At 40.3% G+C, this 23,515-nt stretch carries 16 protein-coding genes, 2 tRNA genes and 2 rRNA genes; 9 read left to right on the plus strand and 11 right to left on the minus strand.

The features are described from left to right. The first annotated feature begins 620 nt into the window (after nt 1-620). From ltrA to CPT03_RS00145, 5 genes are all read left to right on the plus strand, one after another. Nucleotides 621-1,895, plus strand: coding sequence for a group II intron reverse transcriptase/maturase (gene ltrA, locus CPT03_RS00125; RefSeq protein WP_216641579.1), 1,275 nt, complete (start codon nt 621-623; stop codon nt 1,893-1,895). A 233-nt stretch (nt 1,896-2,128) separates the two neighbouring features. Then, the gene (locus CPT03_RS00130; protein ID WP_099436941.1) at nt 2,129-3,097 is read left to right on the plus strand and encodes a formylglycine-generating enzyme family protein; all 969 of its coding nucleotides are present in this window, start codon (nt 2,129-2,131) and stop codon (nt 3,095-3,097) included. Between the two features lie 42 nt (nt 3,098-3,139). Next, a complete protein-coding gene (locus CPT03_RS00135) occupies nt 3,140-4,465 on the plus strand; it encodes a Gfo/Idh/MocA family protein (RefSeq protein WP_099436942.1) in 1,326 nt (441 codons plus the stop codon). A 14-nt stretch (nt 4,466-4,479) separates the two neighbouring features. After that, nucleotides 4,480-5,490: an FAD:protein FMN transferase gene (locus tag CPT03_RS00140; protein ID WP_099436943.1), complete on the plus strand. Its 1,011-nt coding sequence runs from the start codon at nt 4,480-4,482 to the stop codon at nt 5,488-5,490. Nucleotides 5,491-5,529: 39 nt separating this feature from the next. After that, nucleotides 5,530-6,468 (plus strand): hydroxypyruvate isomerase family protein, encoded by a 939-nt coding sequence (locus tag CPT03_RS00145; protein WP_099436944.1) that lies wholly within the window; start codon nt 5,530-5,532, stop codon nt 6,466-6,468. A gap of 1 nt (nt 6,469) precedes the next feature. Here CPT03_RS00145 and CPT03_RS00150 read toward each other — a convergent pair whose 3' ends face one another. The 11 genes from CPT03_RS00150 to CPT03_RS00200 form a co-directional block, all read right to left on the minus strand. Next, nucleotides 6,470-7,543 (minus strand): PA0069 family radical SAM protein, encoded by a 1,074-nt coding sequence (locus tag CPT03_RS00150; RefSeq protein WP_099436945.1) that lies wholly within the window; start codon nt 7,541-7,543, stop codon nt 6,470-6,472. A 45-nt stretch (nt 7,544-7,588) separates the two neighbouring features. Beyond that, on the minus strand, nt 7,589-8,824 hold the full coding sequence (locus CPT03_RS00155; RefSeq protein ID WP_099436946.1) for a carboxypeptidase-like regulatory domain-containing protein: 1,236 nt from the start codon (nt 8,822-8,824) through the stop codon (nt 7,589-7,591). An 18-nt stretch (nt 8,825-8,842) separates the two neighbouring features. Beyond that, the gene (locus CPT03_RS00160; RefSeq protein ID WP_099436947.1) at nt 8,843-9,658 is read right to left on the minus strand and encodes an enoyl-ACP reductase; all 816 of its coding nucleotides are present in this window, start codon (nt 9,656-9,658) and stop codon (nt 8,843-8,845) included. A 29-nt stretch (nt 9,659-9,687) separates the two neighbouring features. Continuing rightward, the gene (gene recN, locus CPT03_RS00165; protein ID WP_099436948.1) at nt 9,688-11,346 is read right to left on the minus strand and encodes a DNA repair protein RecN; all 1,659 of its coding nucleotides are present in this window, start codon (nt 11,344-11,346) and stop codon (nt 9,688-9,690) included. A gap of 138 nt (nt 11,347-11,484) precedes the next feature. Continuing rightward, a complete protein-coding gene (locus CPT03_RS00170; RefSeq protein ID WP_099436949.1) occupies nt 11,485-13,305 on the minus strand; it encodes a M56 family metallopeptidase in 1,821 nt (606 codons plus the stop codon). A gap of 27 nt (nt 13,306-13,332) precedes the next feature. Continuing rightward, complete coding sequence (locus CPT03_RS00175; RefSeq protein ID WP_099436950.1) at nt 13,333-13,713, minus strand: BlaI/MecI/CopY family transcriptional regulator; 381 nt, start codon at nt 13,711-13,713, stop codon at nt 13,333-13,335. Nucleotides 13,714-13,791: 78 nt separating this feature from the next. Then, on the minus strand, nt 13,792-14,733 hold the full coding sequence (locus CPT03_RS00180; RefSeq protein ID WP_099436951.1) for a DUF4835 family protein: 942 nt from the start codon (nt 14,731-14,733) through the stop codon (nt 13,792-13,794). 2 nt (nt 14,734-14,735) lie between these two features. Then, entirely contained in the window at nt 14,736-15,929 is a 1,194-nt protein-coding gene (coaBC, locus tag CPT03_RS00185; protein WP_099436952.1) for a bifunctional phosphopantothenoylcysteine decarboxylase/phosphopantothenate--cysteine ligase CoaBC, read from the minus strand. 23 nt (nt 15,930-15,952) lie between these two features. After that, a complete protein-coding gene (locus CPT03_RS00190) occupies nt 15,953-16,276 on the minus strand; it encodes a DNA-directed RNA polymerase subunit omega (protein ID WP_099436953.1) in 324 nt (107 codons plus the stop codon). Continuing rightward, nucleotides 16,276-17,211 carry an outer membrane protein assembly factor BamD gene (locus tag CPT03_RS00195; protein WP_099436954.1) on the minus strand — a complete coding sequence of 312 codons (936 nt, stop codon included), beginning with the start codon at nt 17,209-17,211 and terminating at the stop codon, nt 16,276-16,278. Before CPT03_RS00195 ends, CPT03_RS00190 begins: the two co-directional genes overlap by 1 nt. A gap of 87 nt (nt 17,212-17,298) precedes the next feature. Continuing rightward, nucleotides 17,299-17,670 carry a DUF5655 domain-containing protein gene (locus CPT03_RS00200; RefSeq protein WP_099436955.1) on the minus strand — a complete coding sequence of 124 codons (372 nt, stop codon included), beginning with the start codon at nt 17,668-17,670 and terminating at the stop codon, nt 17,299-17,301. An 847-nt stretch (nt 17,671-18,517) separates the two neighbouring features. Here CPT03_RS00200 and CPT03_RS00205 point away from each other — a divergent pair. From CPT03_RS00205 to CPT03_RS00220, 4 genes are all read left to right on the plus strand, one after another. Beyond that, nucleotides 18,518-20,039: ribosomal RNA gene (locus CPT03_RS00205) — 16S ribosomal RNA — on the plus strand. Nucleotides 20,040-20,152: 113 nt separating this feature from the next. After that, nucleotides 20,153-20,227 (plus strand) — tRNA-Ile (locus tag CPT03_RS00210). A 15-nt stretch (nt 20,228-20,242) separates the two neighbouring features. Beyond that, nucleotides 20,243-20,319: transfer RNA gene (locus CPT03_RS00215), tRNA-Ala, on the plus strand. A gap of 225 nt (nt 20,320-20,544) precedes the next feature. After that, nucleotides 20,545-23,421 (plus strand): 23S ribosomal RNA (locus tag CPT03_RS00220). Together the 16S and 23S rRNA genes with 2 tRNA genes alongside form the textbook arrangement of a ribosomal RNA operon. Nucleotides 23,422-23,515 lie beyond the last annotated feature (94 nt).

Raw genomic sequence — 23,515 nt, forward strand, 5'->3', positions numbered from 1 at the left:
CTTTAAAACGCCTGTTAGATGAATATCTGACAGGCGTTTTCTTGTGTGCCGGGCATGGCAATCAGCTCTAGGGTGCAAGTCCCGAACACACTTTGCAGTAGGAAGTGTTAGCCAATAGCAAGGGTGTCGCAGGCGACTGCGAATCCGAAGGAAGCTGGCGGCAAATATGGGGACTTACGAACAGGAACTGTATATAAGGCGAGGTGATATGGGTGATGTTGCAAGACAAACAAAAGCCCTATACTGCACAGAATATCACTACGTAGATACAGAGGTCACATCCATAGAAAGCGGGTTGCCTTACCCCGGGAGATCTCCCTATAATCTGTCGAGAGCAAGTGCGATTGCTGTAGAAGAAACAATGGACAGTATCGTAATGCCCATCTGGTACAGGGAGAAGTCAGCCGAGGTCATAATACCTATATTTTTTTAGGGAAGGACTGAATGTTGGGATGGCAAAGGAAACAGAAAGTTTATGGCAGAGTGATTACAGCGGAACCACTTTAGAGAACTGCTTACATGATGGTAGGACGGAATCCGAGAGTAGACTGTAAGAGGAGCTGAGCCGAGCCGTGCAACCAATGTGCACAATGCCTGGGAAAGAGTTTTTTTTTAGTAGTATGCTTGAAGAAATATTAGACATCCGAAATGTACAAAGCGCCTTTAGGCAGGTAACCGCCAATAAGGGAGCTGGTGGTATTGATGGTATGCAGACCGATGAACTTCGGGACTACCTGAATATCAACTGGCAGACATTACGGTCTGATATTTTGAACGGCAGTTACCGCCCGAGTGCGGTAAGAAAGGTAGAGATACCCAAGTCTGGTGGGGGAGCAAGGATGCTTGGCATCCCAACGGTCATTGATCGGTTGATTCAACAGTCTATTTCCCAATGGCTGAGTCCGAAATATGAGGGCGACTTTTCTTTCAGTAGTTATGGTTTGCGTCCAAAGCGCAAGGCTCATCAGGCAGTGCTCAAGGCACAGGAATACCTTAATGCTGGTTACACATGGATTGTGGAGCTTGATCTGGACAAATTCTTTGATCGGGTAAACCATGACAAACTCATGTGCCTGCTATCAGGAAAGATAAAAGATAAGCGTACATTAAAGCTTATCCGTTTATATCTGAGCAGTGGTATGATGGAGAACGGGCTTGTTTCCCCAAGAAAAGAGGGCACACCACAGGGCAGTCCACTTAGTCCGCTTTTATCCAATATTGTTCTTCATGAACTGGATGCTAAGCTCGAAGAGCGGGGTCACAAGTTCGTACGATACGCTGATGATTGCAGTATATATGTTCACAGCAGAAAATCGGCAGATAGGGTGATGGATAACATTACCAGCTATCTGGAAGGAGGTCTAAAGCTGAAAGTGAACCGTGAAAAGAGTAAGGTGAGCAGACCATCACAGAGTACCCTGCTGGGCTTCTCGTTCTACAAGACGGGCAAAGATTGGAAAATGAGGATTGCAACCAAGTCTGTTAAGATTATAAAACAGAAACTCCTTGGACATACTAAACGCAATGATCCAATTACTATCATCGAACGGATCAGAAAGCTTGATATGACCATTAGGGGTTGGGTCAACTATTTTTCCATTGCAGGGGCTAAGCATGTGATGATAAGGCTGGATGAAATGACACGGGTCAGACTGCGGATGATCATCTGGAAACAGTGGAAGAATGCAGGATGCCGAAGCCGAAACCTGATCAAACTGGGGGTTGGAAAGCAGAAGGCATTCGAATGGTCTAATAGTAGGAAGTCCTATTGTCGACTGGCACGTAGTCCAATCCTTCAGGGTAATCTGAGTATTGAGTATTTCGCAAAGCTGAAGTACATTGGATTTGCCAACTACTACTATTGGAAAACTGAACACCAAACGAAGTTATTCTAACAAACCGCCGTATGCCGAACGGCACGTACGTGTGGTGTGAGAGGACAGATAGGGAAATAATCCCTATCTTCCTACTCGATTTGTAATGACTTTTGTTAACCACCTTTAACTTAGTGTTTAAATTACACATTTTATGAAATTATATGCGTGTAGATTTTGGTTTATCAATTATTGCCTCTATTTTAGAGAATTAATAGGTTAGATTAAAATATTTGTTGGATCAAATTTTATAAATGAAAGTGAAATTATCATTGTTAGTCCCTTTAGTATTCCTTGCTGTTCAAACTTCTTTGGCACAGGAAAAGCACGAATCTTATAAGCAGCAGTTGGAAGGCACTAAGTTGTCGTTCGATATGGTTGCTGTTCCTGGCGGAGAGTTTATGATGGGGAGTAAAAAAGGAAATGCAGACGAACAACCAGTTCATAAAGTTAAAGTTGCCCCATTTTGGATGAGCACGTATGAAGTGATCTGGGATAATTATGAACCATTTTTATATAAGGATTATGAAGCAGCGCATAGTACTGCACCGATTCCGAAAAATGTTGATGCCATTACAAGACCTACAAAACCATACCTGGATATGACTTTTGGAATGGGCAAAGAAGGACAACCTGCACTTGCAATGACTCATTATAATGCCATTCAATACTGTAAATGGTTGTATGCCAGAACAGGAGTTTTTTACAGGCTACCTACAGAAGCGGAATGGGAATATGCTTGCCGCGCTGGTTCAGTTACCGAATATTCATTTGGCAATGATGCCTCAAAACTAGGTGATTATGCTTGGTTTAATGGGAATAGTGAAGGTAAAACTCATGTTGTTGGTCAGAAAAAACCTAATGCATGGGGCCTATACGACATGTACGGAAATGTGGCAGAGTGGACCTATGATCAATACATTCCTGAGTTTTATGCGTCTGTAAAAGGTGATAAGGCAAATAATCCTGTTGCTATTCCTGAAAAATTGTATCCAAATGCAGTTAGAGGTGGAGCATACAATGACGAAGCTAAAGATGCCCGATCAGCATCCAGACTGGCATCAGATCCAAGCTGGAAACAACTGGATCCCCAGATTCCAAAAAGTAATTGGTGGTTCCCTGAAGCTCCCTTTGTTGGAATGAGGTTGGTTAGACCTGTAACCCCTCCATCTAAAGAAGAAATAGAAGCTTATTACAGCAAAGCACCTATAAAAGATTACTAAGAAACCAAACATACTAAGAACCATATATAAACCTAAATTACAATGAACAATGAAGAACTGCGCGACAAACGCCGCGAATTTTTAAAAACTTCGGCTCTTGTTGCCGGAGGTGTTATGTTAAATGGAGTTGCTTTTGCTAGCGGCGGAGCACATTCATCGGTAGATGACACCATCAAAATTGCTTTAATTGGTTGCGGAGGTCGTGGTACCGGTGCTGCCTTTCAGGCATTGAGTACAAAACAAAACCTAAAACTGGTTGCTATGGCTGATGCCTTCAGCGATAGATTAGAAGGTGCGTACAAAGAAATTTCTGAAAAATTTGGTGCTAAAGTTGATGTTCCTAAAGAACGTAGATTTGTTGGCTTTGATGCTTACAAAAAAGCAATTGCTTTGGCTGATGTTGTTTTATTGGCAACTCCTCCAGGCTTTAGACCTAGTCATTTTGAAGAAGCAGTTAACCAGAGCAAACACGTATTTATGGAAAAACCAGTGGCTGTTGATTCGCCGGGTATCCGTAAAGTCTTAGCTGCTGCTGAAATTGCAAAAACTAAAAAATTAAATGTTGTTGTGGGGCTGCAACGCAGGTATCAAAATAACTATAGAGATGTTATTAAACGTATTCAGGATGGAGCAATCGGCGATATCACGGGCGGACAGGTATATTGGAATAGTGGTGGTGTTTGGGTAAAACAGCGCGAAGCAAACCAAACCGAAATGGAATATCAAATGCGTAACTGGTATTATTTTAACTGGTTATGTGGAGATCATATAGTTGAGCAACACGTTCATAATATAGATATTGCAAACTGGGTTAAAAATGATTATCCGGTTTCTGTTCAGGGTACCGGTAGCCGTGCCTGGAGAACAGGAAAAGATTATGGCGAGATTTATGATAACCACTCTGTAGAATTAACTTATGCAGATGGATCAGTAATTAATAGTCAGTGCCGTCACTTTGAGGGTATTGATAACCGTGTTGACGAAAGTTTCCATGGTACTAAAGGCCGTGTTTTCTTATCTGCAGGTAACGAAGGAAGATTATACGATAGCAAAAATAAGCTAATTTATAACTATAGCTCAAAAGTAAACCCTAATCCTTATCAAACTGAGCATGATGAACTTTTTGCAGCAATTGCTAAAGGCGAATATAAATTCCAGGATGCAGAGCGTGGCGCTAAAAGCTGTATGACAGCTATTATTGGCCGCTATGCAACCTACTCAGGAAAAACAATTAAGTGGCTTGATGCCTTAAAAGCAGATAATAGTTTGTTCCCTGATGAATTAAGCTGGACTGCAAAGCCTAAGTTATTACCTGATGCTAACGGATTGTATCCAATTCCTACACCAGGCCAAACTAAGGTGATCTAAACGTTACTAACGTAATGTTTTCTATAAACAAAGTTTTCATTTTATTGCTACTGTCGCAAATTTTCCTTCTTTTTAAGAAGGATGATTTGCGACAGTATGCTATACACGGATATGCTCAGGGAACTGATTATTCCATTAAGTATTTTGCAAAAGATAGTATTGTAACCAAAAAGAATATAGATAGTATTCTTGTAGTTATAGATTCGTCTATGTCGCTGTATAAATCCTATTCCTTAATAAATAAGTTTAATGCATCTAAGGATGGTATTATTTTGGATCCGCATTTTACCAAAGTAATTACAAAATCATTTGAGGTTTATAAAGCTACAAAGGGAAAATTTGATGTTACAGTTGAGCCCTTGGTACAAGCATGGGGTTTTGGTGCAAAGCCAATAGATAAATTTCCTGACAGTGCTCAGGTAAAAGAGCTGCTTAAGTGCGTTGGTATGAATAACCTGAGCTTAAAAGGTAATTTTCTTAAGAAAAAAAAGGAATGCATAAATGTAGACCTTAATGGAATTGCTCAGGGATATAGTGTTGATGTTGTTGCTGATTACTTAATTAAAAAAGGAATAACGTCTTTTGTAGTTGAAATTGGTGGTGAGCTTAGGATTAAAGGGCCAAAACCCGATGGCACATCAATGCACATTGGGATTGAAGGACCTGCCGATTCACCAAATGCCGAACCGGTTGTGAGACATGTTATCAGTATTAAGGAAGGGGCAATTACAACTGCAGGTAATTATAGAAAATATTTGCAAAAAGGATCCAAAAAAATAACTCATCTCATAGATCCTAAAACCGGATATCCTTTAGATAACTCATTAATTAGTGTAACAATTTATGCTAAGGATGCTATTACTGCCGATGGATACGATAGCCCCATAATGGCAATGAATGTTAAAGAAGCACTCGATTTTATTGCATCAAAAAAGAGTATGGAAGCTTATATTATTTATCATCGTAAAGATGGGAGTGTTACAGATACCCTTACAGCAGGATTTAAAAAAATGATAACAGATTAACCAATTATTAAAGTAAGAACCTAACCAAAAACCAAAAATATGAACAGAATAGAATTTTTAAGAAACAGCTTTGTTGCCACGGGTGCACTTGTAGCCGGGTCATCAATAAATGGACTAGCTGCCGATAAAGCTACTACAGGGCAGGGCCCGGCTTTGGCCGGTAAAACTTTTAATCTTGATTATGCTCCTCATCAGGGTATGTTTAAAAATAATGCTGGTGATAGCTTTCTGGATCAGATTAGATTTATGCATGATCAGGGCTTTCGTTCTATTGAAGACAATGGCTTTTTAGGAAGATCTACTGAAGAGCAAACAAAAATAGGTGACTTGCTTGCCAAATTGGGCATGAGAATGGGGGTTTTTGTGGTTGACGGTGGCGATAACTGGAAAACATCATTAACAACAGGAAAGAAAGAGTTTAAAGATAAATTTGTTGAAACCTGCAAGAAATCTGTAGAGGCCGCAAAAAGATGTAATGCAAAATGGATGACGGTTGTTCCCGGATTTTACGAACGCAGACTCCCTTATGGAAATCAATTTGCTAATGTTATTGATGCAATGCGTGCCGGAGCTGAGATCTTTGAACCGCATGGTTTAATTATGGTACTTGAAACTTTAAGTGATACTCCTGAGTTATTCTTACAGCAAACGCACGAAACCTATGCGGTTTGTAAAGCTGTACAGAGCCCTTCGTGTAAAATTCTATATGATATTTACCATATGCAGAAAACAGAAGGCCAACTAATGGTTAATATTGACAGATGCTGGGATGAGATTGCTTACATTCAAATAGGCGATAACCCTGGAAGAAATGAACCGACAACTGGTGAGATTAACTATAAAAACTTATTCAAACACCTTCATGAAAAAGGATATAAAGGCGTTATGGGTATGGAGCATGGCAATTCTAAACCAGGAAAAGAAGGTGAGCTTAGAGTAATACAGGCATACAGAGAGGTAGATAACTTTTTAGCTTAATTTAAAATAGACCGAGTTGAGCTTGCGGGATTTTAAACAAACCGGAGTTCAACTCGATTTTTTTCTCATTTAGGTGATTCAAGCGGCAATGAAGTTTAAAACTATCTCTTATTAACTGGGCTATATTACCATCGCCCCTCATTCTATTGCCGAATCTGCTGTCGTTTACATTTCCACCATGACAAGATTGAATCATGTGCCATACTTTTTCAAAACGGTCTGGGTAGTTCTTACGTAACCAGTCTTCAAATATCCCGCCTATAGCTCCATTAAGCCTTACAACGGTGTAGCCAGCAGCTATTGCCCCGCAGTTGGCAATTGTTTTTAAGATCATGGGAATTTCGTGATCACTTAAGCCTGGTACCAATGGCGCAACCATAACACCCATCGGAATTCCTGCTTTGCTAAGCTCTTCAACAATTTTTAAGCGTTGTTTGGCAGTAGTTGTTCTTGGTTCCATTTTGGAGCGGAGTTTTTCGTTTAGGCTATTTATAGAAACATATACCATACATAAATTAAGTTTAGCCATTTCCTGTAATATATCCAGGTCACGAAGTATGAGCGCATTTTTAGTAATCATACCAATGGGCTGTTTGTAGGTAAGCGCAATTTCCAATAACTGCCGTGTAATTTTGAACCTTCTTTCGGCAGGTTGGTAGCAATCTGTATTGCCAGACAATGAAATAACAGATGCATTCCAACCTTTACGTTCCAGGAATTTTTTAAATAACACAGGCGCATCTGTTTTTACTATGATTTTACGCTCAAAATCTAATCCTGCACTAAAGCCCCAATATTCGTGCGCATTTCTGGCATAACAATATGTACAGCCATGTTCACACCCCTGATAGGGATTTAGAGAGTAAAGCATACCCACGTCTGGACTATCTACTTTGTTTACAATAGATTTTGATTTGCCAAAAATGAATGTAGTTTTTTGATCCTCTTCCTGCCATTCATCAATGCCTTCATCATGTTCCTTTACATAGTCGTTTTTTGCAAAACGATTATGAGGGTTAAATTGAGCTCCTCTTCCTTTGTGGTAATTATCCGGTGTTTCTTTGTCTAATATCATTAGTTGAAATTACTAAAAATATTAGTATTATTAAATAAAAGTTTTTCACTTTTTTTGTAGTGGAATGTAATCCATAGGAACCATGTCGGCCACCTTTTCATAAGCCCAATAACCTTCATATAAAAAAGATCTGGAATCATGAATGCCCCCGTTTTCATAGAATCGGATTGGGCCATTTGTTAAATTGGCTACAGAGATTTCGTAATTTGGCAAATCTAACGGCCTGAAAATCCAGAATCCGGTTTTTGAATAAGCTAAAGACTCTCTTTCCTTCGTATAGATCACACAGAGTGCATCGGTATAATTAAGAAGCCTTAAGTTTTGATTGTAGTAGTGAACCAATGTGTCTGGAAGAACCTCGGCACGGTCAAGTTTATCTATATATTTAGGCATATCCTGCTGCTTTTCCCAAAAGTTAACCTGAGCTGTATCTATTTTGGCAGCAGTTTTAAAGAGGCCGGTTTTTGGAGGGATGGTTCTTAGTTTGGTTAATTTTTCGTTTATCACCTTATCCGGATAACGGTTAGGATTAAGAACTTTTACCATTTTATTAATAATGAAACCTTCCCCTTTGGTTTTATTCTGATAAAGGGATTTAAAGAAATGTTGCGAAGAACCATAGTACGCAATTTCGCGATTGATTGTGTATTTTTTCCTTCGCGCTGATGAGGCCTTTAGCTCTTCAAAAAATGGATGCCCGGAGTAATAAATAATGCGTGTTCTTGAATTGTACTCAAAATAATCGAGCATGTATTTTAATCGATAGCCAAGGGCCTTATTTTCCACTATTAGGAACTCATCTGTTTTTACGGTGAGCAGGCTTTTGCTGCCATCATAATCAATATTAAGAACCTGGGGATTTAATATTTTACATTGAGCGGCATTTGGAGACTTGCCTATAAAGAACTCTTTAAACTGCTCTATATATTTCGCTCTGTTAGGGTCTGCCCTAATCACTACCTCGTTTAACTGAACGGTATTCTCTTTTAAGATTAGTTCTACCTCTACTGATTTGTCGGAAATGACAACATTTTTTGAATAGGGCAGGTAGCCAACCATTTGGACAAGGATGTCGTAATTTCCTGGTTGCAGGTTATTTATTTTAAAGCGGCCATTATTATCGGCTGCGGTAGCTATTTTGTAGCCGCTAATGTAAACACCTGCACCAGGTAAAGTTTCTTTCTGGTCTCTGACAACACCACTAATTGAAAATGAATTTTGTGCATAAGTAGCAATAGAAAAACAAATTAGTGAAACGGCTAATAATAATTGGCGGATCATAGTTGTCAGGCTAAAGGATTATTCTTCTAATCCCATTTTCTGCATAACAATATCACTAACTCCGGTTGATGAATATCCTCCATCATGGAAAAGATTTTGCATGGTTACCATACGCGTCAGGTCAGAGAAAAGAGTGATGCAATAGTCTGCGCACGATTCAGCATCAGCATTGCCTAATGGTGCTATAGCGTCTGCGTAGTCATAGAAATCGCCAAAACCTTTAATACCTGAACCGGCAGTTGTTTTAGTAGGTGATTGAGACACAGTATTGATACGTACTTTTTTCTCCAAACCATAATGATAACCAAAGCTGCGTGCAATTGATTCAAGCATCGCTTTAATATCTGCCATATCTGTATAAAATGGATATGTTCGTTGAGCAGCCATATAAGTTAAGGCAACAACACTGCCACCTTCGTTTATTGCATCAAGTTTTTTAGCTACAGCCAGCATCTTGTGAAATGAAAGAGCAGACACATCTATACCCTTTTGATAGTAGTCGTAATTGAGTTCTGTATAAGGAATTTTTTTGCGAATGTTTACACTCATACCAATTGAGTGAAGTACAAAGTCGATTTTACCACCTAAAATTTCTTGCGATTGTGTAAACAGATTGGTAAGTTCATCTACATTGGTAGCGTCGGCAGGAACGATCTGAGAGCCTGTTTTTTCTGCCAATGTATTAATTTCGCCCATTCTCATAGCAATAGGGGCATTGGTTAAAACAAATTGAGCGCCTTCTTCATGTGCCTTTTCTGCAACTTTCCAGGCTATTGAATTTTGGTCTAATGCACCGGTAATAATACCACGTTTACCTTTTAGTAAGTTATACATATCTTTTTAGTTTTGTTTTTTCTTAAGATTTAGTTTATGCCAAGTAATTCCTGGGCATTTTTTATAGCCGAGGCGCCTGGGTCTTTGCCACTAAGCATTTCGGCAATTGCTTTAATCCTGTCTTCCGATTTTAATTTTCTGATGCCGGTGGTAGTACGTTCACTTTCTTCATTTTTATAAACAAAATAATGTGCATCACCTTTGGCTGCAATTTGCGGTAAGTGCGTAATGCATATTACCTGCATGTTATGTTCCAGTTCGCCAATTACATTACCTACGCGAACAGCCGTCTCGCCCGAGATCCCGGTATCAATTTCATCAAATATTAAAGTAGGCAATGAGGTATGTTTTGCCATTATGGACTTAATTGCCAGCATGAGTCTTGATAACTCTCCTCCCGATGCAACTTTACCAACAGGAGCAGGTGCTTGTCCGCTATTGGCAGCAAATAATAAGGTGATGGTGTCTTTCCCATCAACATTTAATTCTGCAAGTGCGCCCTGTTCAATTTTAATTTTAGCATTAGGCATGCCAACCTGCTTAAGTACTTTAGCTACCTCATTTTCAGTGCTGGTTATAGATTTACTTCTATTTGCCGAAAGCTCGGTGGCTTTGCCAGTAAGCAATTCCTTCATTTCGGCTATTTCTTTTTCAAGTCGTTCAATCTCTTCATCCCCACTTAATAACTCACTTAGGTTTTTAGATAATTGTGTTTCAATAGCCAGTAATTCTTCAATAGAATTTACCCTGTGTTTTTGCTGAAGGTTGTAAATAATATCTAAACGAGAGTTGATCTCTTCAATTCTCGAAGGATTAAAAATTATTCCTTCTTCAAATGCAATAACTTCCTGGGCTATATCCTTAATTTCGATAAGAGACGAACGCAAACGTTCATTTAATGCGCCATAGTCAGCGTTAAACTTCTCAATACCCTGAATCTGGTTAATGGCCTCTTTAAGCAAAGGGAGAACAGAAATTTCCTGTTCGCTCAATATATTGTTACTATTTACCAGACTTCTTTTAATGTTTTCGGCATTGTTGAGCATCTGTAGCTCAGCCTCAAGCTGTTCCTGCTCATCAGATTTTAAAGATGCTGCTTCTAATTCATTGAAAAGAAATTGCTCATAATCCTGGCGACTACGCGCATCAGTCATGGCTCCCTGTAATGTTGACAGCTGCTGCTGAGCTTTTTTATAAACTTTATATTCTTCGCGGTATTGAGCAAGCAATGTGTGATGATTGGCAAGGGTATCAACAACAAATAGCTGAAACCCCGGATCATTTACCTCCAAAGTAGCATGTTGCGAGTGGATATCAATAAGCCTCTCGCCAACTTGTTTCATTACGGTTAAGGTAACAGGGGTATCATTTATGAAAGCTCTTGACTTTCCATCTGTAGATATTTCTCTTCTTAATATACTTTCGTTATAAAAATCAATATCATTTTCCTCAAAAAAGGATTGTAATGTAGTATCATTAAGCAGAAATTGACCTTCGATAATGCATTTTTTAGCCTGATTAAAGAAATATTTAGTTTCTGCACGCTGACCCAAAATAAGAGAGAGCGCGCCAAGCATGATAGATTTACCTGCACCTGTTTCGCCAGTGATGATATTTAAACCTTTATCAAGTTCAAGATCAACACTATCAATTAAGGCATAGTTCCGAATTGAAAGTTTTTGTAGCATATTACTTTGCTAAATTATAAAAACTTAGGCAATGGATGTTTATTCTTAGAAACAAAAAAAGCAGAAGATTTCTCTTCTGCCCTCAATCTAATTTTATTGTGTGGTTTAATGCTTTGTAGTATTCAGTTTTTGGTATGCTTAAATCCAATCAGAATCTGATTTAATGCCTTTTTTCTTTTTAATACTATCAATTCCTTTGTCAAAATTCTTTTTTAGTTCTTTATATTCAGGTGAGTTTTGCAGCTCTTTAATTTCCTCTATATGTTTTTTAAATTCTGGAGAATTCATTTTTTCCCGCATTTCATCCACGTTTTTCCGGATCTCTGCTTGTTGCTTTTTCCATTCCTCAGAATTAAACTTTTTGCTCATCTCTAAAGCGCTTTTTTGAATTTCAGCCTGTTGTTTTTTCCACTCCGGAGAATTAAACTGCTTACGCATATCCATAGCAATCTTCATAACCATTTCCTGGTTTGCCTTGAACTCTTTCGAATTCATTTTTTCTCTCATCTCATCCACGTTTTTCCGAATCTCAGCTTGTTGTTTCTTCCATTCTGCAGAGTTGAAATGTTTAGCCATTTCAGCAGCATTTTTTTGTACGTCTTTTATTTGTTGCTGGAATTCAGGCGATTTAATAAAGGCCATACTTGCATTGGTTGCCGAATCGAAATTGAATTTGTAATCAAACTTAAAGTCATTAATAAATGATTCGCTAACTACCTCCTGTCTTAAACTATCAGGCATTTCTTTAATAGAATTGTATTCCTTTTTATTTCCTTTAGCATCAACAGTTACAATTTTGAACTTGTTTTTTTTCTTTGTAGTATCTGTTTTTATATGGTCGTTATCACAATCTTCGCCAACAATCGGAGCCAGCAAGGTCTGTATTTTTGATTTAATCGCGATCCCTTCAACATCAATCTTTTTACTGTGTTGATCTTCCTTATTTACAGTCGGAGCTTTCTTTGCAGGGCTAATCCATGCTAAGGATATTATTGTTGCTATTGTTAATGTTATAGCCAAAATCTGTTGTTTGGCATTCATATAATTCGTTTTCATATCTGTTATTCTTTTAATGCGTTGATATAAATGTTGTTCATTTCCTGTAGCGGCCATAGAAAGTACAGGAGTGGTTTTGTTTTTCAGTATTTCGAGTTTTAAAAGAGCGTGTGCATAGGTTAGGGGGCTGCCGGTAAATTTTAAAACCAGATCATCGCATGCATGCTCACGTTCAATATTTATAAGTCGGCCACCCAGCCATACAAATGGGTTAAAGAAAAGTATAGTCTCTATACCGGTTTTTATTAGGTTTAATAGATAATCGTTTCTCCGAATGTGCGAAAGCTCATGAATTAATATTGCTTCTACTTGCTTAATATCCAACTGAGATGCCAATGCGATTGGAAACAATACCACAGGTTTTATGTACCCGATAACCAGAGGCACATTTACCCTTGATGATAAGTAAAATTCAATATTCTGGCGTAGGTGCAATTTGGCCACCATAGCTTCAAAAACCGGAACCCATTGGGTAGGTACAGAAGTTCGGTCAGCCCATTTTAAATCCAGTAATTTTTTATATCCAATACCCAGAACAAATAGCTGAAATAATATACCTATACTATAGATGCTTACCAGATATGGGAAAAAGTTTTCTGTTATGCTGCTCATATCCTGCGGTAAATGGATAAGGTATTCTGATTGCTTAACCGGAGAAACCTGACCTGCAGCAACTTCAATGCTATTTAGCGGGAGCTTAAATAATGAAAAGAAGGTAATGCAAAATCCTAAAAATATAAGACATAATGCTCCGTAGGCCATATTGTGCTTTATTTTTGCATCCATTTTAGGAAACGCACTTATAGCTGCCACCAATACTCCATAGATAATGGCGCCTTGCCATAAAGAGTGGAAGATACTCCATCCGGTAGCTTTAATCAGATTGTTTACTATTGCTTCCATGTGTTTATAGTTGGTTCTTTAGGTTTGTTATTTGCTTAATTCATCTAAATATTTTTTTATTGAATCAATTTCATCCTTGCTTGCATTGTGGTTTCCAAGTGCCTGCATTACCAATCTTGCTGTTGACCCGTTAAAAACATTATCGATCATTTTGTTTACCAGATGTTGTTCCGTTTTTTGCTGATTTAAAAGGGCAGTATAAATGTGTGTTTTAGAAGAAGTATCCCGCGCAACAAGCCCCTTTTCGTGCATAATCTGCATTAGTTTAAGTGTAGTAGTATAACCAGAATCTTTGCTTTTCTCTAAAATTTCGTGAACGTCTCTAACCGTACAGTTACCCTTTTCCCACAATATCTGTAAGATCTCTAGTTCGCTTTCTGTAGGTTTAAGGTCTGATGATATTCCCATATTTTATTTGTACGAATTGTTTCGTATTCAAATGTACGAATGTATTCGTATAAACAAAATATTTTTAACATTTTTTTATTAATTCTTTTTAAGGCCTTGATTAAGAGTGGGAATTGCCTGGTTAAGCGTTTCGTATTTATTGATGTTGGCTGGGTCAATCTGGACAAGCAGATTGTATGCTTTTATACGGTCTGATGGATCTCCGGTTGGAATAGAAAATACATTTACAACCTCATCTGCTTTAGTAGAAAAGTAGAAGTTAGGGAAAATTGAACCTAATTTCTGTTTGTCCATTTGCTTTAATCCGGAAAGCAGGGTGATCATTTTTTTTACTCCACGCCCTGTATTATCTTGTAAACGATCAAGTCCATTAAAATGGTAATCATAAATAAATACCCTCAAGTCCTCAAAAGTTTTATTAAGTAAATTCTCATTTAGCCAGTAACGGTTGCGCAACCCATCAAATGCTTTCCAGCCTTTATTTCCAGAAACCTGAGCGTTATTTAGAATGGTAGATGCTTTTTTATAGAAAGGAGTACCACCAAGGTGGCTAAAGCTGTCTTTATCTAAGCCAATAATAGTATAAGCATAGTAGCTTAGTAAAGAACTAAGATTGGAAATATAGGTTTGATCAGAAAAATCTAATGACTGGCCTTCAGCATAATTGAAATCAAAGTCTTTATCACTTAGATTGAGAAGTGTGCTATTGTATGCTGATGCATAAACAGGCCTGCTCGATTGAAGCTGTGCTTCGGCTTTGTACGCAGCACTGCCATCCCAGTCGGTAATAGTGATTACAAAATTACATTCAATACGCTCTTGAGGGCTGTAAGTATCATTAGTCCACTTATTGTTATTTAAGAACTCCCTTATTGTGGTTTCAAGTACCTCCAGATTTCTTTTATCCATATTTGGAACTGTAGGAGCCTGAACCTGAACCCGGGCATTTAATTCCTGTGCATTAACAAAAGGTGTACAAATAAAAAGGAAAAATAGAAGAACTAAGTAGCGTTTTTTCATGCTTAAACAAGCTTTAAGATTTCATCGCAAATGTCTTTGGCGACCTCTGTTTTCGATTTCATCTCAAAAACTGTCTTTTCAAATGCTTTATTAAAGATAGTTATTTTATTGGTATCCATCTTAAAACCGGCCCCTTTGTCATTTAAAGAATTAAGGATAATCAGATCAAGATTTTTTCTGATCAGCTTATCTTTGGCGTGTTCTTCTTCGTTTTCAGTTTCTAAAGCAAAGCCAACAAGTATCTGATTTTCTGTTTTTAGTTTACCTAGGGTAGCTAAAATATCTTCAGTTTTTTTTAATTCCAAGTTAAACTCTGAGCTGCTTTTCTTTATTTTCTGGCTGGCTGTAGTTACAGGTGTATAATCGGCAACGGCAGCACTCATTACCATAATCTCAGCTTTACGGAATTCTTTTTCGCAGGCGGCCAGCATTTGAGCAGCACTAACAACATCGATTCTGTTGAGTTGCAATGAGCTTTTCTCGGCAGTTGGACCTGTAACTAAAGTTACCTCAGCCCCTAAACGAGCAAAGCGCTCTGCAATTGCAAACCCCATTTTACCAGAAGAATGATTTCCTATAAAACGTACCGGATCTATGGCCTCGTAAGTGGGGCCGGCCGTTACCAATACTTTTTTGCCGGATAGGGGAAGGCCTTTGCTTATTGTTTCCAATAGAAATAGAACAATGTCTTCAGGTTCAGCCATTCTGCCTTCGCCATACAAACCACTCGCCAATTCTCCCTTACCAGGAGCGATCAGAAGATTGCCATATGATAACAATTTCTCTATATTGGCTTGAGTAGATTCATGTTTCCACATGTCCAGATCCATGGCTGGAGCAAATAGTACCGGACACTTTGCCGAAAGGTAAACCGCAGTAAGTAGATTGTCGCACAGGCCGGTGGCCATTTTTGCCAAGGTGTTGGCACTTGTTGGGGCAACGAGCATGTAATCAGCCCAAAGGCCTAGCTCTACATGATTGCTCCAAACACCTGTTTCTTCTTCAAAATATTGGGTGTAAACAGGATGTTTTGATAGCGTTGCAAGAGTGAGTGGGGTAATGAAATTTGCCCCACCTGCAGTAAGAATTACTTTGACGTTTGCGCCAGCCTTTACCAATAGTCTTACCAGTGTTGCCGATTTGTATGCTGCAATACTGCCGCAAACGCCTAGAATAATGTTTTTATCTTTTAGCATGGTAATACCTATGCACGATATTATTATTGTTCTTTAGTAGGATTTCTGTGGTAAACTTTATCGTTCAGAAACTCATCGATAGCAATTAATGACGGTTTTGGTAAACGCTCATAATGCTTGCTGATCTCGATTTGCTCTCTGTTCTCAAAAATCTCTTCAAGATTATCATTAGAAGATGCAAACTCGGCTAATTTGCCATGAAGCTCTTCTTTCATGTTATTAGAAATTTGATTAGCCCTTTTAGAAATAATTACTAAAGACTCATAGATGTTTCCGGTTTTTTGATCCAGATCATTAACATTTCTAGTAACCGTAGTATTTGGTATTGCGGGTTTATTCGTACTCATTATCTGTTGGGTGTTTTAATTGTATTAATAGCACTATCTCTTTTAGCTTCTTTTGTTAATTGAGATTTATATTTTTCATAATTAGCAAGGCGTTCAGCTATAAAGCGTTTAGCACTTTCTATTCCATCCTGACTGTCTTTTTTTAATGCATTTGCTTCTTTCAAAAGCTTGCTTTCAGGGTGAGCTTCAGCAAATTCATCAGCATAAGTGATGGCCTCTGTAAAACGGTCTTCCTGACGATCTTCAATACTATTTTTAGCAAAAGCATATTGCGATTTGATCATTAGCAAATCCATTTCCTCTGAATATTTAATATCAGGGTAATCGATTTGGGCATTTTTTAGTGCAATAACAGCAGCTCTGTAGTTAGATGCTTCGCCTCCGTTACCACCAATCTCATAATACATTTTTGCATTTGCAAAAGCTTTATCTTCTAGCTTGGTACGTAAAATGCCTATATATTTTGCTGCCTCAACCGCACGCTCACTTTTTGGATAAAAGTTGATAAAGAGCTGCAAAGCATCAATAGCTTTATAAGTATTTTCCTGATCCAGACTAGGTCTTGGAGAATCCAGATAATAACAATATGCACTCATATATTTGCATTCCTCAGCGTATTTACTAGTTGGATAGCTGTCTGCGAATGATTTGAATTGATATCTTGCTGTTGTGTAATCTCTTATTTTAAAGAGAGCTAACGCGTAATAGTAGTTTAATTCCTCCGCCTCAGCTCTTCCTCTGTATTTTTGAGACAAGTCTTCAAATAATATCAATGCTTTAGAATAATTCTTCTTGTTATATAGCCTCATAGCCTCTTGATACTTTTTTCCTACATCGTTGCTCAGTCTGATTTTCTCAAACTGACTTTTACAACCTGCAATAGTAAGGGCTATAATGGTGAAACTTAATAATAATACGTGTTTAATTTTAAACATTCTGCAAAGATAAGTTAATAATACGATACCGTCAATTAAAAATAATAGGACGCTAAGCTATGTAAAGGCATTCATCCTGTCAAGTGCTTAACATAATTTAACGTTTCCATTTTCATAAGCCATATACATATACTTTAATACCTCATCATTTATGTCTTCTTTATAATATATACGTATATGGTGATTGTAATCGTCACTTCCTGGAACTGGCTTTATTTTTCGAAAGCACAGATTGTCTTCATATGGCTGTTTAAATGGGAATACAACATCTATAAAGTTTTTGCCAAACTGTATAATGTAAGCGAAGTTAATGCGCGATGAGAAAGCTATCATTGTTTTAGTAGCATGAAATTTTACATCACCTAATTGTTGATAGCAGGAAACAAAGTGATCGAATAGTTCAATTGACATAGCTGATTTTCCCTGAAGAAATTCTGATAATGATTTATTGTTATCCATGTTAAGTATGGCAATGGTATCTTTTTATAAAGGTAATTTATTTTTTGGTTAGATGATTCTGGGGCTTTTCATTTGATTATTTGTTAGTTCCTTAGATTTTTTGGGATTTTGGTGTATTAAAGAGACGACTTATTTACGACTCCTGAACGAGTTTGAGACGACTTTGAACGACCCCTGGTCATTTTTCAGGCCATTAAAGGTGTGATGTTGGCTGATGGAAAGGCGTTAGTGTGATAGGGCGAAACCTTAGCTATAGTATATAATATATACCCCGATGTTACCCATGTTTTAAGCTGCTGTTATTTTTTCTTGTTGTTTTTAAGGGTGTTATGGATTATTGGGGTAAAAATGGGTGATTTAAGTTTGGATAGTGGCTGGATTTTTCTACTTTTGCATCCCGCTTCGGAGGAAGGGCAGCATTGAGAGAGGGAAGGTATAGGAGAGAGAAAAAAGCTGCAGGAAATTTGAAAAAAGATTTGCGAAGAAGAAAAAGATTTCTACCTTTGCAGTCCCAAACAAAACGGGAGTTATCAAACGGAGTTTGTTAACGATAAAAAGAAGATTGAAAAGCGTTAGTGGTTAAACAGCAAGCGGGGAACAATACGACCTTGCAGCCAACATAAGTCATTAGCGATTAGATATAAGAAAGGGGATCCGTGAGGTGACCCGCGAAGTTCATTAAAGAGATGTCATTTATCAACGTAGCGAGGTAAGAAAGTACGATTTCAAAGTACATGAAACCGTTGCTATTATTTTAGAGTCAGGTTCTGACAGACAATACAAAAACAAGAATACAGACTATTATTAACAAGTTAAGAATGGTCAGTGATTCAAACTATAACATTTTACAATGGAGAGTTTGATCCTGGCTCAGGATGAACGCTAGCGGCAGGCCTAATACATGCAAGTCGAACGATACCATCTGGCTTGCCAGATGGGAAAGTGGCGCACGGGTGCGTAACGCGTATGCAACCTACCTTAATCAGGGGGATAGCCCGAAGAAATTCGGATTAACACCGCATAAAAACACAGGATAGCATTATCTAATGTTCAAATATTTATAGGATTAAGATGGGCATGCGTGTCATTAGCTAGTTGGCGGGGTAACGGCCCACCAAGGCGACGATGACTAGGGGATCTGAGAGGATGACCCCCCACACTGGTACTGAGACACGGACCAGACTCCTACGGGAGGCAGCAGTAAGGAATATTGGTCAATGGAGGGAACTCTGAACCAGCCATGCCGCGTGCAGGAAGACGGCCCTCTGGGTTGTAAACTGCTTTTATTCGGGAATAAACCACATTACGTGTAATGTGCTGAATGTACCGAAGGAATAAGGATCGGCTAACTCCGTGCCAGCAGCCGCGGTAATACGGAGGATCCAAGCGTTATCCGGATTTATTGGGTTTAAAGGGTGCGTAGGCGGCTTATTAAGTCAGGGGTGAAAGACGGTGGCTCAACCATCGCAGTGCCCTTGATACTGATGAGCTTGAATGGACTAGAGGTAGGCGGAATGTGACAAGTAGCGGTGAAATGCATAGATATGTCACAGAACACCGATTGCGAAGGCAGCTTACTATGGTTTTATTGACGCTGAGGCACGAAAGCGTGGGGATCAAACAGGATTAGATACCCTGGTAGTCCACGCCCTAAACGATGAATACTCGCTGTTAGCGATATACAGTTAGCGGCTAAGCGAAAGCGTTAAGTATTCCACCTGGGGAGTACGCCCGCAAGGGTGAAACTCAAAGGAATTGACGGGGGCCCGCACAAGCGGAGGAGCATGTGGTTTAATTCGATGATACGCGAGGAACCTTACCCGGGCTTGAAAGTTAGTGAATGATCTAGAGATAGGTCAGTGAGCAATCACACGAAACTAGGTGCTGCATGGCTGTCGTCAGCTCGTGCCGTGAGGTGTTGGGTTAAGTCCCGCAACGAGCGCAACCCCTATGTTTAGTTGCCAGCACGTTAAGGTGGGGACTCTAAACAGACTGCCTGTGCAAACAGAGAGGAAGGAGGGGACGACGTCAAGTCATCATGGCCCTTACGTCCGGGGCTACACACGTGCTACAATGGATGGTACAGAGGGCAGCAAGCTGGCAACAGCAAGCGAATCTCAAAAAGCCATTCACAGTTCGGATAGAGGTCTGCAACTCGACCTCTTGAAGTTGGATTCGCTAGTAATCGCGTATCAGCAATGACGCGGTGAATACGTTCCCGGGCCTTGTACACACCGCCCGTCAAGCCATGGAAGTTGGGGGTACCTAAAGTATGTAACCGCAAGGAGCGTCCTAGGGTAAAACCGATAACTGGGGCTAAGTCGTAACAAGGTAGCCGTACCGGAAGGTGCGGCTGGAATACCTCCTTTCTGGAGTAGGCCAGACTACTCGCTACGTAAATGATATAATGACAGAAGATCTCAAAAAGAAAACCCATAGGATGAAGCATCGTTTAGTGCTCCATACTGCAGTATAGACATCAAGTCCCGTAGCTCAGTTTGGTTAGAGCACTACACTGATAATGTAGGGGTCAGCAGTTCAAATCTGCTCGGGACTACAAGATTAATCTTAAGGGGGATTAGCTCAGCTGGCTAGAGCGCCTGCCTTGCACGCAGGAGGTCAACGGTTCGACTCCGTTATTCTCCACCATCACCGTTACCTGTTATAAAAGGTAAGGAAATAGGATATCCTAAGGGGTATCCCGGGCTAGAAAAGTTCTTTGACATATTGGAAGAAGTTAAAAAAGAAGAGCAAACAACAATAGAGACGTTGTTTGACCTGAGGAATACCAAAAGCAAGCAATTGCATGAGGTTTACTAAAGAGATAACGACAATCAAAAAAGCATTTCCATAGGCGCAAAAGGCTATGGAGAGAAGAAAGTAAATAAGAGCACACAGGGGATGCCTTGGCTCTCAGAGGCGATGAAGGACGTGATAAGCTGCGATAAGCACTGGGGATTAGCAAATATGACTTGATCCGGTGATTTCCGAATGGGGTAACCTGGCTGGTTGAAGACCAGTCGTAATATACGCAAACCTGCCGAACTGAAACATCTAAGTAAGCAGAGGAAGAGAAAATAATAATGATTTCCTGAGTAGTGGCGAGCGAAAGGGAAAGAGCCCAAACCAGCTATGTTACGGCATAACTGGGGTTGTAGGACTACGATGTGATTATAATGCGATGAAGTGGAACAGGATGGGAAGCCTGGCAATATAGAGTGAGAGCCTCGTACACGTAAGTACCATTAGTCTAGTAGTATCCTGAGTACCGCGAGGTCGGAGACGCCTTGTGGGAATCAGCCGGCACCATCCGGTAAGGCTAAATACTCCTGAGAGACCGATAGTGAACCAGTACCGTGAGGGAAAGGTGAAAAGAACCCCGAACAGGGGAGTGAAATAGAACCTGAAACTGTGTGCTTACAAGCGGTCGGAGCGTCCAGGTGGCGTGACGGCGTGCCTTTTGCATAATGAGCCTACGAGTTACTCTTCTCTGGCAAGGTTAAGTGTTTCAGACACGGATCCGAAGCGAAAGCGAGTCTGAATAGGGCGTATAGTCAGGGGAGGTAGACGCGAAACCTTGTGATCTACCCATGGACAGGTTGAAGGTGCGGTAACACGTACTGGAGGACCGAACCGATAAACGTTGAAAAGTTTCCGGATGATCTGTGGGTAGGGGTGAAAGGCTAATCAAACTGGGAAATAGCTCGTACTCCCCGAAATGTTTTTAGGAACAGCGTCGTGGTAGAGTTAAATAGAGGTAGAGCTACTGATTGGGTGCGGGGGAGTCAAATCCTACCAAATCCAGACAAACTCCGAATGCTATTTAATATACACGGCAGTGAGGCGCGGGGTGCTAAGGTCACGCGCCGAGAGGGAAAGAACCCAGACCATCAGCTAAGGTCCCCAAGTTACAGTTAAGTTGAACTAACGAGGTCCGATTGCATAGACAGCTAGGATGTTGGCTTGGAAGCAGCCATTCATTTAAAGAGTGCGTAACAGCTCACTAGTCGAGCGATCGGGCATGGATAATAAACGGGCATAAAATTGTACACCGAAGCTATGGGTAATATTAATATTACGGTAGGGGAGCATTCCAGCGGCAGCGAAGCTATGACGTAAGTTGTGGTGGAGCTTCTGGAAAAGCAAATGTAGGCATAAGTAACGATAAGGCGGGCGAGAAACCCGCCCACCGAAAGGATAAGGTTTCCTGATCAACGCTAATCGGATCAGGGTTAGTCGGGGCCTAAGGAGAACCCGAAAGGGAAATTCGATGGACAACGGGTTAATATTCCCGTACTTTTTATAACTGCGATGTGGGGACGGAGTAGTGACACTGCCGCGATCTGACGGAATAGATCGTTGAAGGCTGTAGGTATTGTACCGGTAGGCAAATCCGCCGGTGTAGCTGAAGGCTGATAGTACCGCAAACCTTCGGGGGCGTGGATAGTGCAGGTAATCAGACTTCCAAGAAAAACCGCTAAGCTTCAGGTTATAAAAACCCGTACCGCAAACCGACACAGGTATCCGGGAAGAGAATTCTAAGGTGCTCGAGTGAATCATGGCTAAGGAACTCGGCAAAATGGCCCTGTAACTTCGGGAGAAGGGGCGCTGGTAGCAATATCAGCCGCAGTGAAAAGGCCCAGGCGACTGTTTAACAAAAACACATGGCTTTGCAAAATCGAAAGATGAAGTATAAGGCCTGACACCTGCCCGGTGCTGGAAGGTTAAGAGGGGATGTCAGTCGTAAGGCGAAGCATTGAATCGAAGCCCCAGTAAACGGCGGCCGTAACTATAACGGTCCTAAGGTAGCGAAATTCCTTGTCGGGTAAGTTCCGACCTGCACGAATGGTGTAACGATCTGGGCGCTGTCTCAGCCATGAGCTCGGTGAAATTGTGGTCCCGGTGAAGACGCCGGGTACCCGCAACGGGACGGAAAGACCCCATGCACCTTCACTACAATTTAACATTGACATTGGATACAGGATGTGTAGGATAGGTGGGAGACTATGAAGCGGCGTCGCCAGGCGTCGTGGAGTCAACGTTGAAATACCACCCTTTCTGTATTCGGTGTCTAACTCCGCTGGTCGGAGGACATTGTTTGATGGGTAGTTTGACTGGGGTGGTCGCCTCCAAAAAGGTAACGGAGGCTTTCAAAGGTAAGCTCAATACGCTTGGTAACCGTATGAGGAGTGCAATAGCATAAGCTTGCTTGACTGTGAGACAAACAAGTCGATCAGGGTCGAAAGACGGATATAGTGATCCGGTGGTTCTGCATGGAAGGGCCATCGCTCAAAGGATAAAAGGTACGCTGGGGATAACAGGCTGATCTCCCCCAAGAGCTCATATCGACGGGGAGGTTTGGCACCTCGATGTCGGCTCGTCACATCCTGGGGCTGGAGAAGGTCCCAAGGGTTCGGCTGTTCGCCGATTAAAGTGGCACGCGAGCTGGGTTCAGAACGTCGCGAGACAGTTCGGTCCCTATCTGTTGTGGGCGTTGGAATTTTGAGTGGGGCTGACCTTAGTACGAGAGGACCGGGTTGGACTAGCCTCTAGTGAATCTGTTGTTCCGCCAGGGGCATTGCAGAGTAGCTACGCTGGGAATAGATAAGCGCTGAAAGCATCTAAGTGCGAAACTAGCCACGAGATGAGAATTCCATATAGGACCGTAGCAGACTACTACGTTGATAGGTTACAGATGTAAAGATGGTGACATCAAAGTCGAGTAATACTAATAATCCGAAGCTTTCAAGAGCAGTAAACTGTTGTTTGTTCTTCAAAACTTAACTTCTTTCAATAATATGTCATTTGTTAGATCAGAGCTGGTATTTACCACTTATGATGTGAA

This window comes from Pedobacter ginsengisoli, from assembly GCF_002736205.1.
GTDB classification, from domain to species: Bacteria; Bacteroidota; Bacteroidia; order Sphingobacteriales; family Sphingobacteriaceae; genus Pedobacter; species Pedobacter ginsengisoli_A.

Bases quoted from the DNA above. Each gene is read 5' to 3' on its own strand.
- CPT03_RS00190 (WP_099436953.1), bottom strand. From the start codon at position 16,276: ATGAGTACGAATAAACCCGCAATACCAAATACTACGGTTACTAGAAAT.
- CPT03_RS00175 (WP_099436950.1), bottom strand. From the start codon at position 13,713: ATGGGAATATCATCAGACCTTAAACCTACAGAAAGCGAACTAGAGATC.
- CPT03_RS00195 (WP_099436954.1), bottom strand. From the start codon at position 17,211: ATGTTTAAAATTAAACACGTATTATTATTAAGTTTCACCATTATAGCC.
- CPT03_RS00200 (WP_099436955.1), bottom strand. From the start codon at position 17,670: ATGGATAACAATAAATCATTATCAGAATTTCTTCAGGGAAAATCAGCT.
- ltrA (WP_216641579.1), top strand. From the start codon at position 621: ATGCTTGAAGAAATATTAGACATCCGAAATGTACAAAGCGCCTTTAGG.
- CPT03_RS00180 (WP_099436951.1), bottom strand. From the start codon at position 14,733: ATGAAAAAACGCTACTTAGTTCTTCTATTTTTCCTTTTTATTTGTACA.
- CPT03_RS00135 (WP_099436942.1), top strand. From the start codon at position 3,140: ATGAACAATGAAGAACTGCGCGACAAACGCCGCGAATTTTTAAAAACT.
- CPT03_RS00170 (WP_099436949.1), bottom strand. From the start codon at position 13,305: ATGGAAGCAATAGTAAACAATCTGATTAAAGCTACCGGATGGAGTATC.
- recN (WP_099436948.1), bottom strand. From the start codon at position 11,346: ATGCTACAAAAACTTTCAATTCGGAACTATGCCTTAATTGATAGTGTT.
- CPT03_RS00140 (WP_099436943.1), top strand. From the start codon at position 4,480: ATGTTTTCTATAAACAAAGTTTTCATTTTATTGCTACTGTCGCAAATT.
- CPT03_RS00145 (WP_099436944.1), top strand. From the start codon at position 5,530: ATGAACAGAATAGAATTTTTAAGAAACAGCTTTGTTGCCACGGGTGCA.
- CPT03_RS00155 (WP_099436946.1), bottom strand. From the start codon at position 8,824: ATGATCCGCCAATTATTATTAGCCGTTTCACTAATTTGTTTTTCTATT.
- coaBC (WP_099436952.1), bottom strand. From the start codon at position 15,929: ATGCTAAAAGATAAAAACATTATTCTAGGCGTTTGCGGCAGTATTGCA.
- CPT03_RS00130 (WP_099436941.1), top strand. From the start codon at position 2,129: ATGAAAGTGAAATTATCATTGTTAGTCCCTTTAGTATTCCTTGCTGTT.
- CPT03_RS00150 (WP_099436945.1), bottom strand. From the start codon at position 7,543: ATGATATTAGACAAAGAAACACCGGATAATTACCACAAAGGAAGAGGA.
- CPT03_RS00160 (WP_099436947.1), bottom strand. From the start codon at position 9,658: ATGTATAACTTACTAAAAGGTAAACGTGGTATTATTACCGGTGCATTA.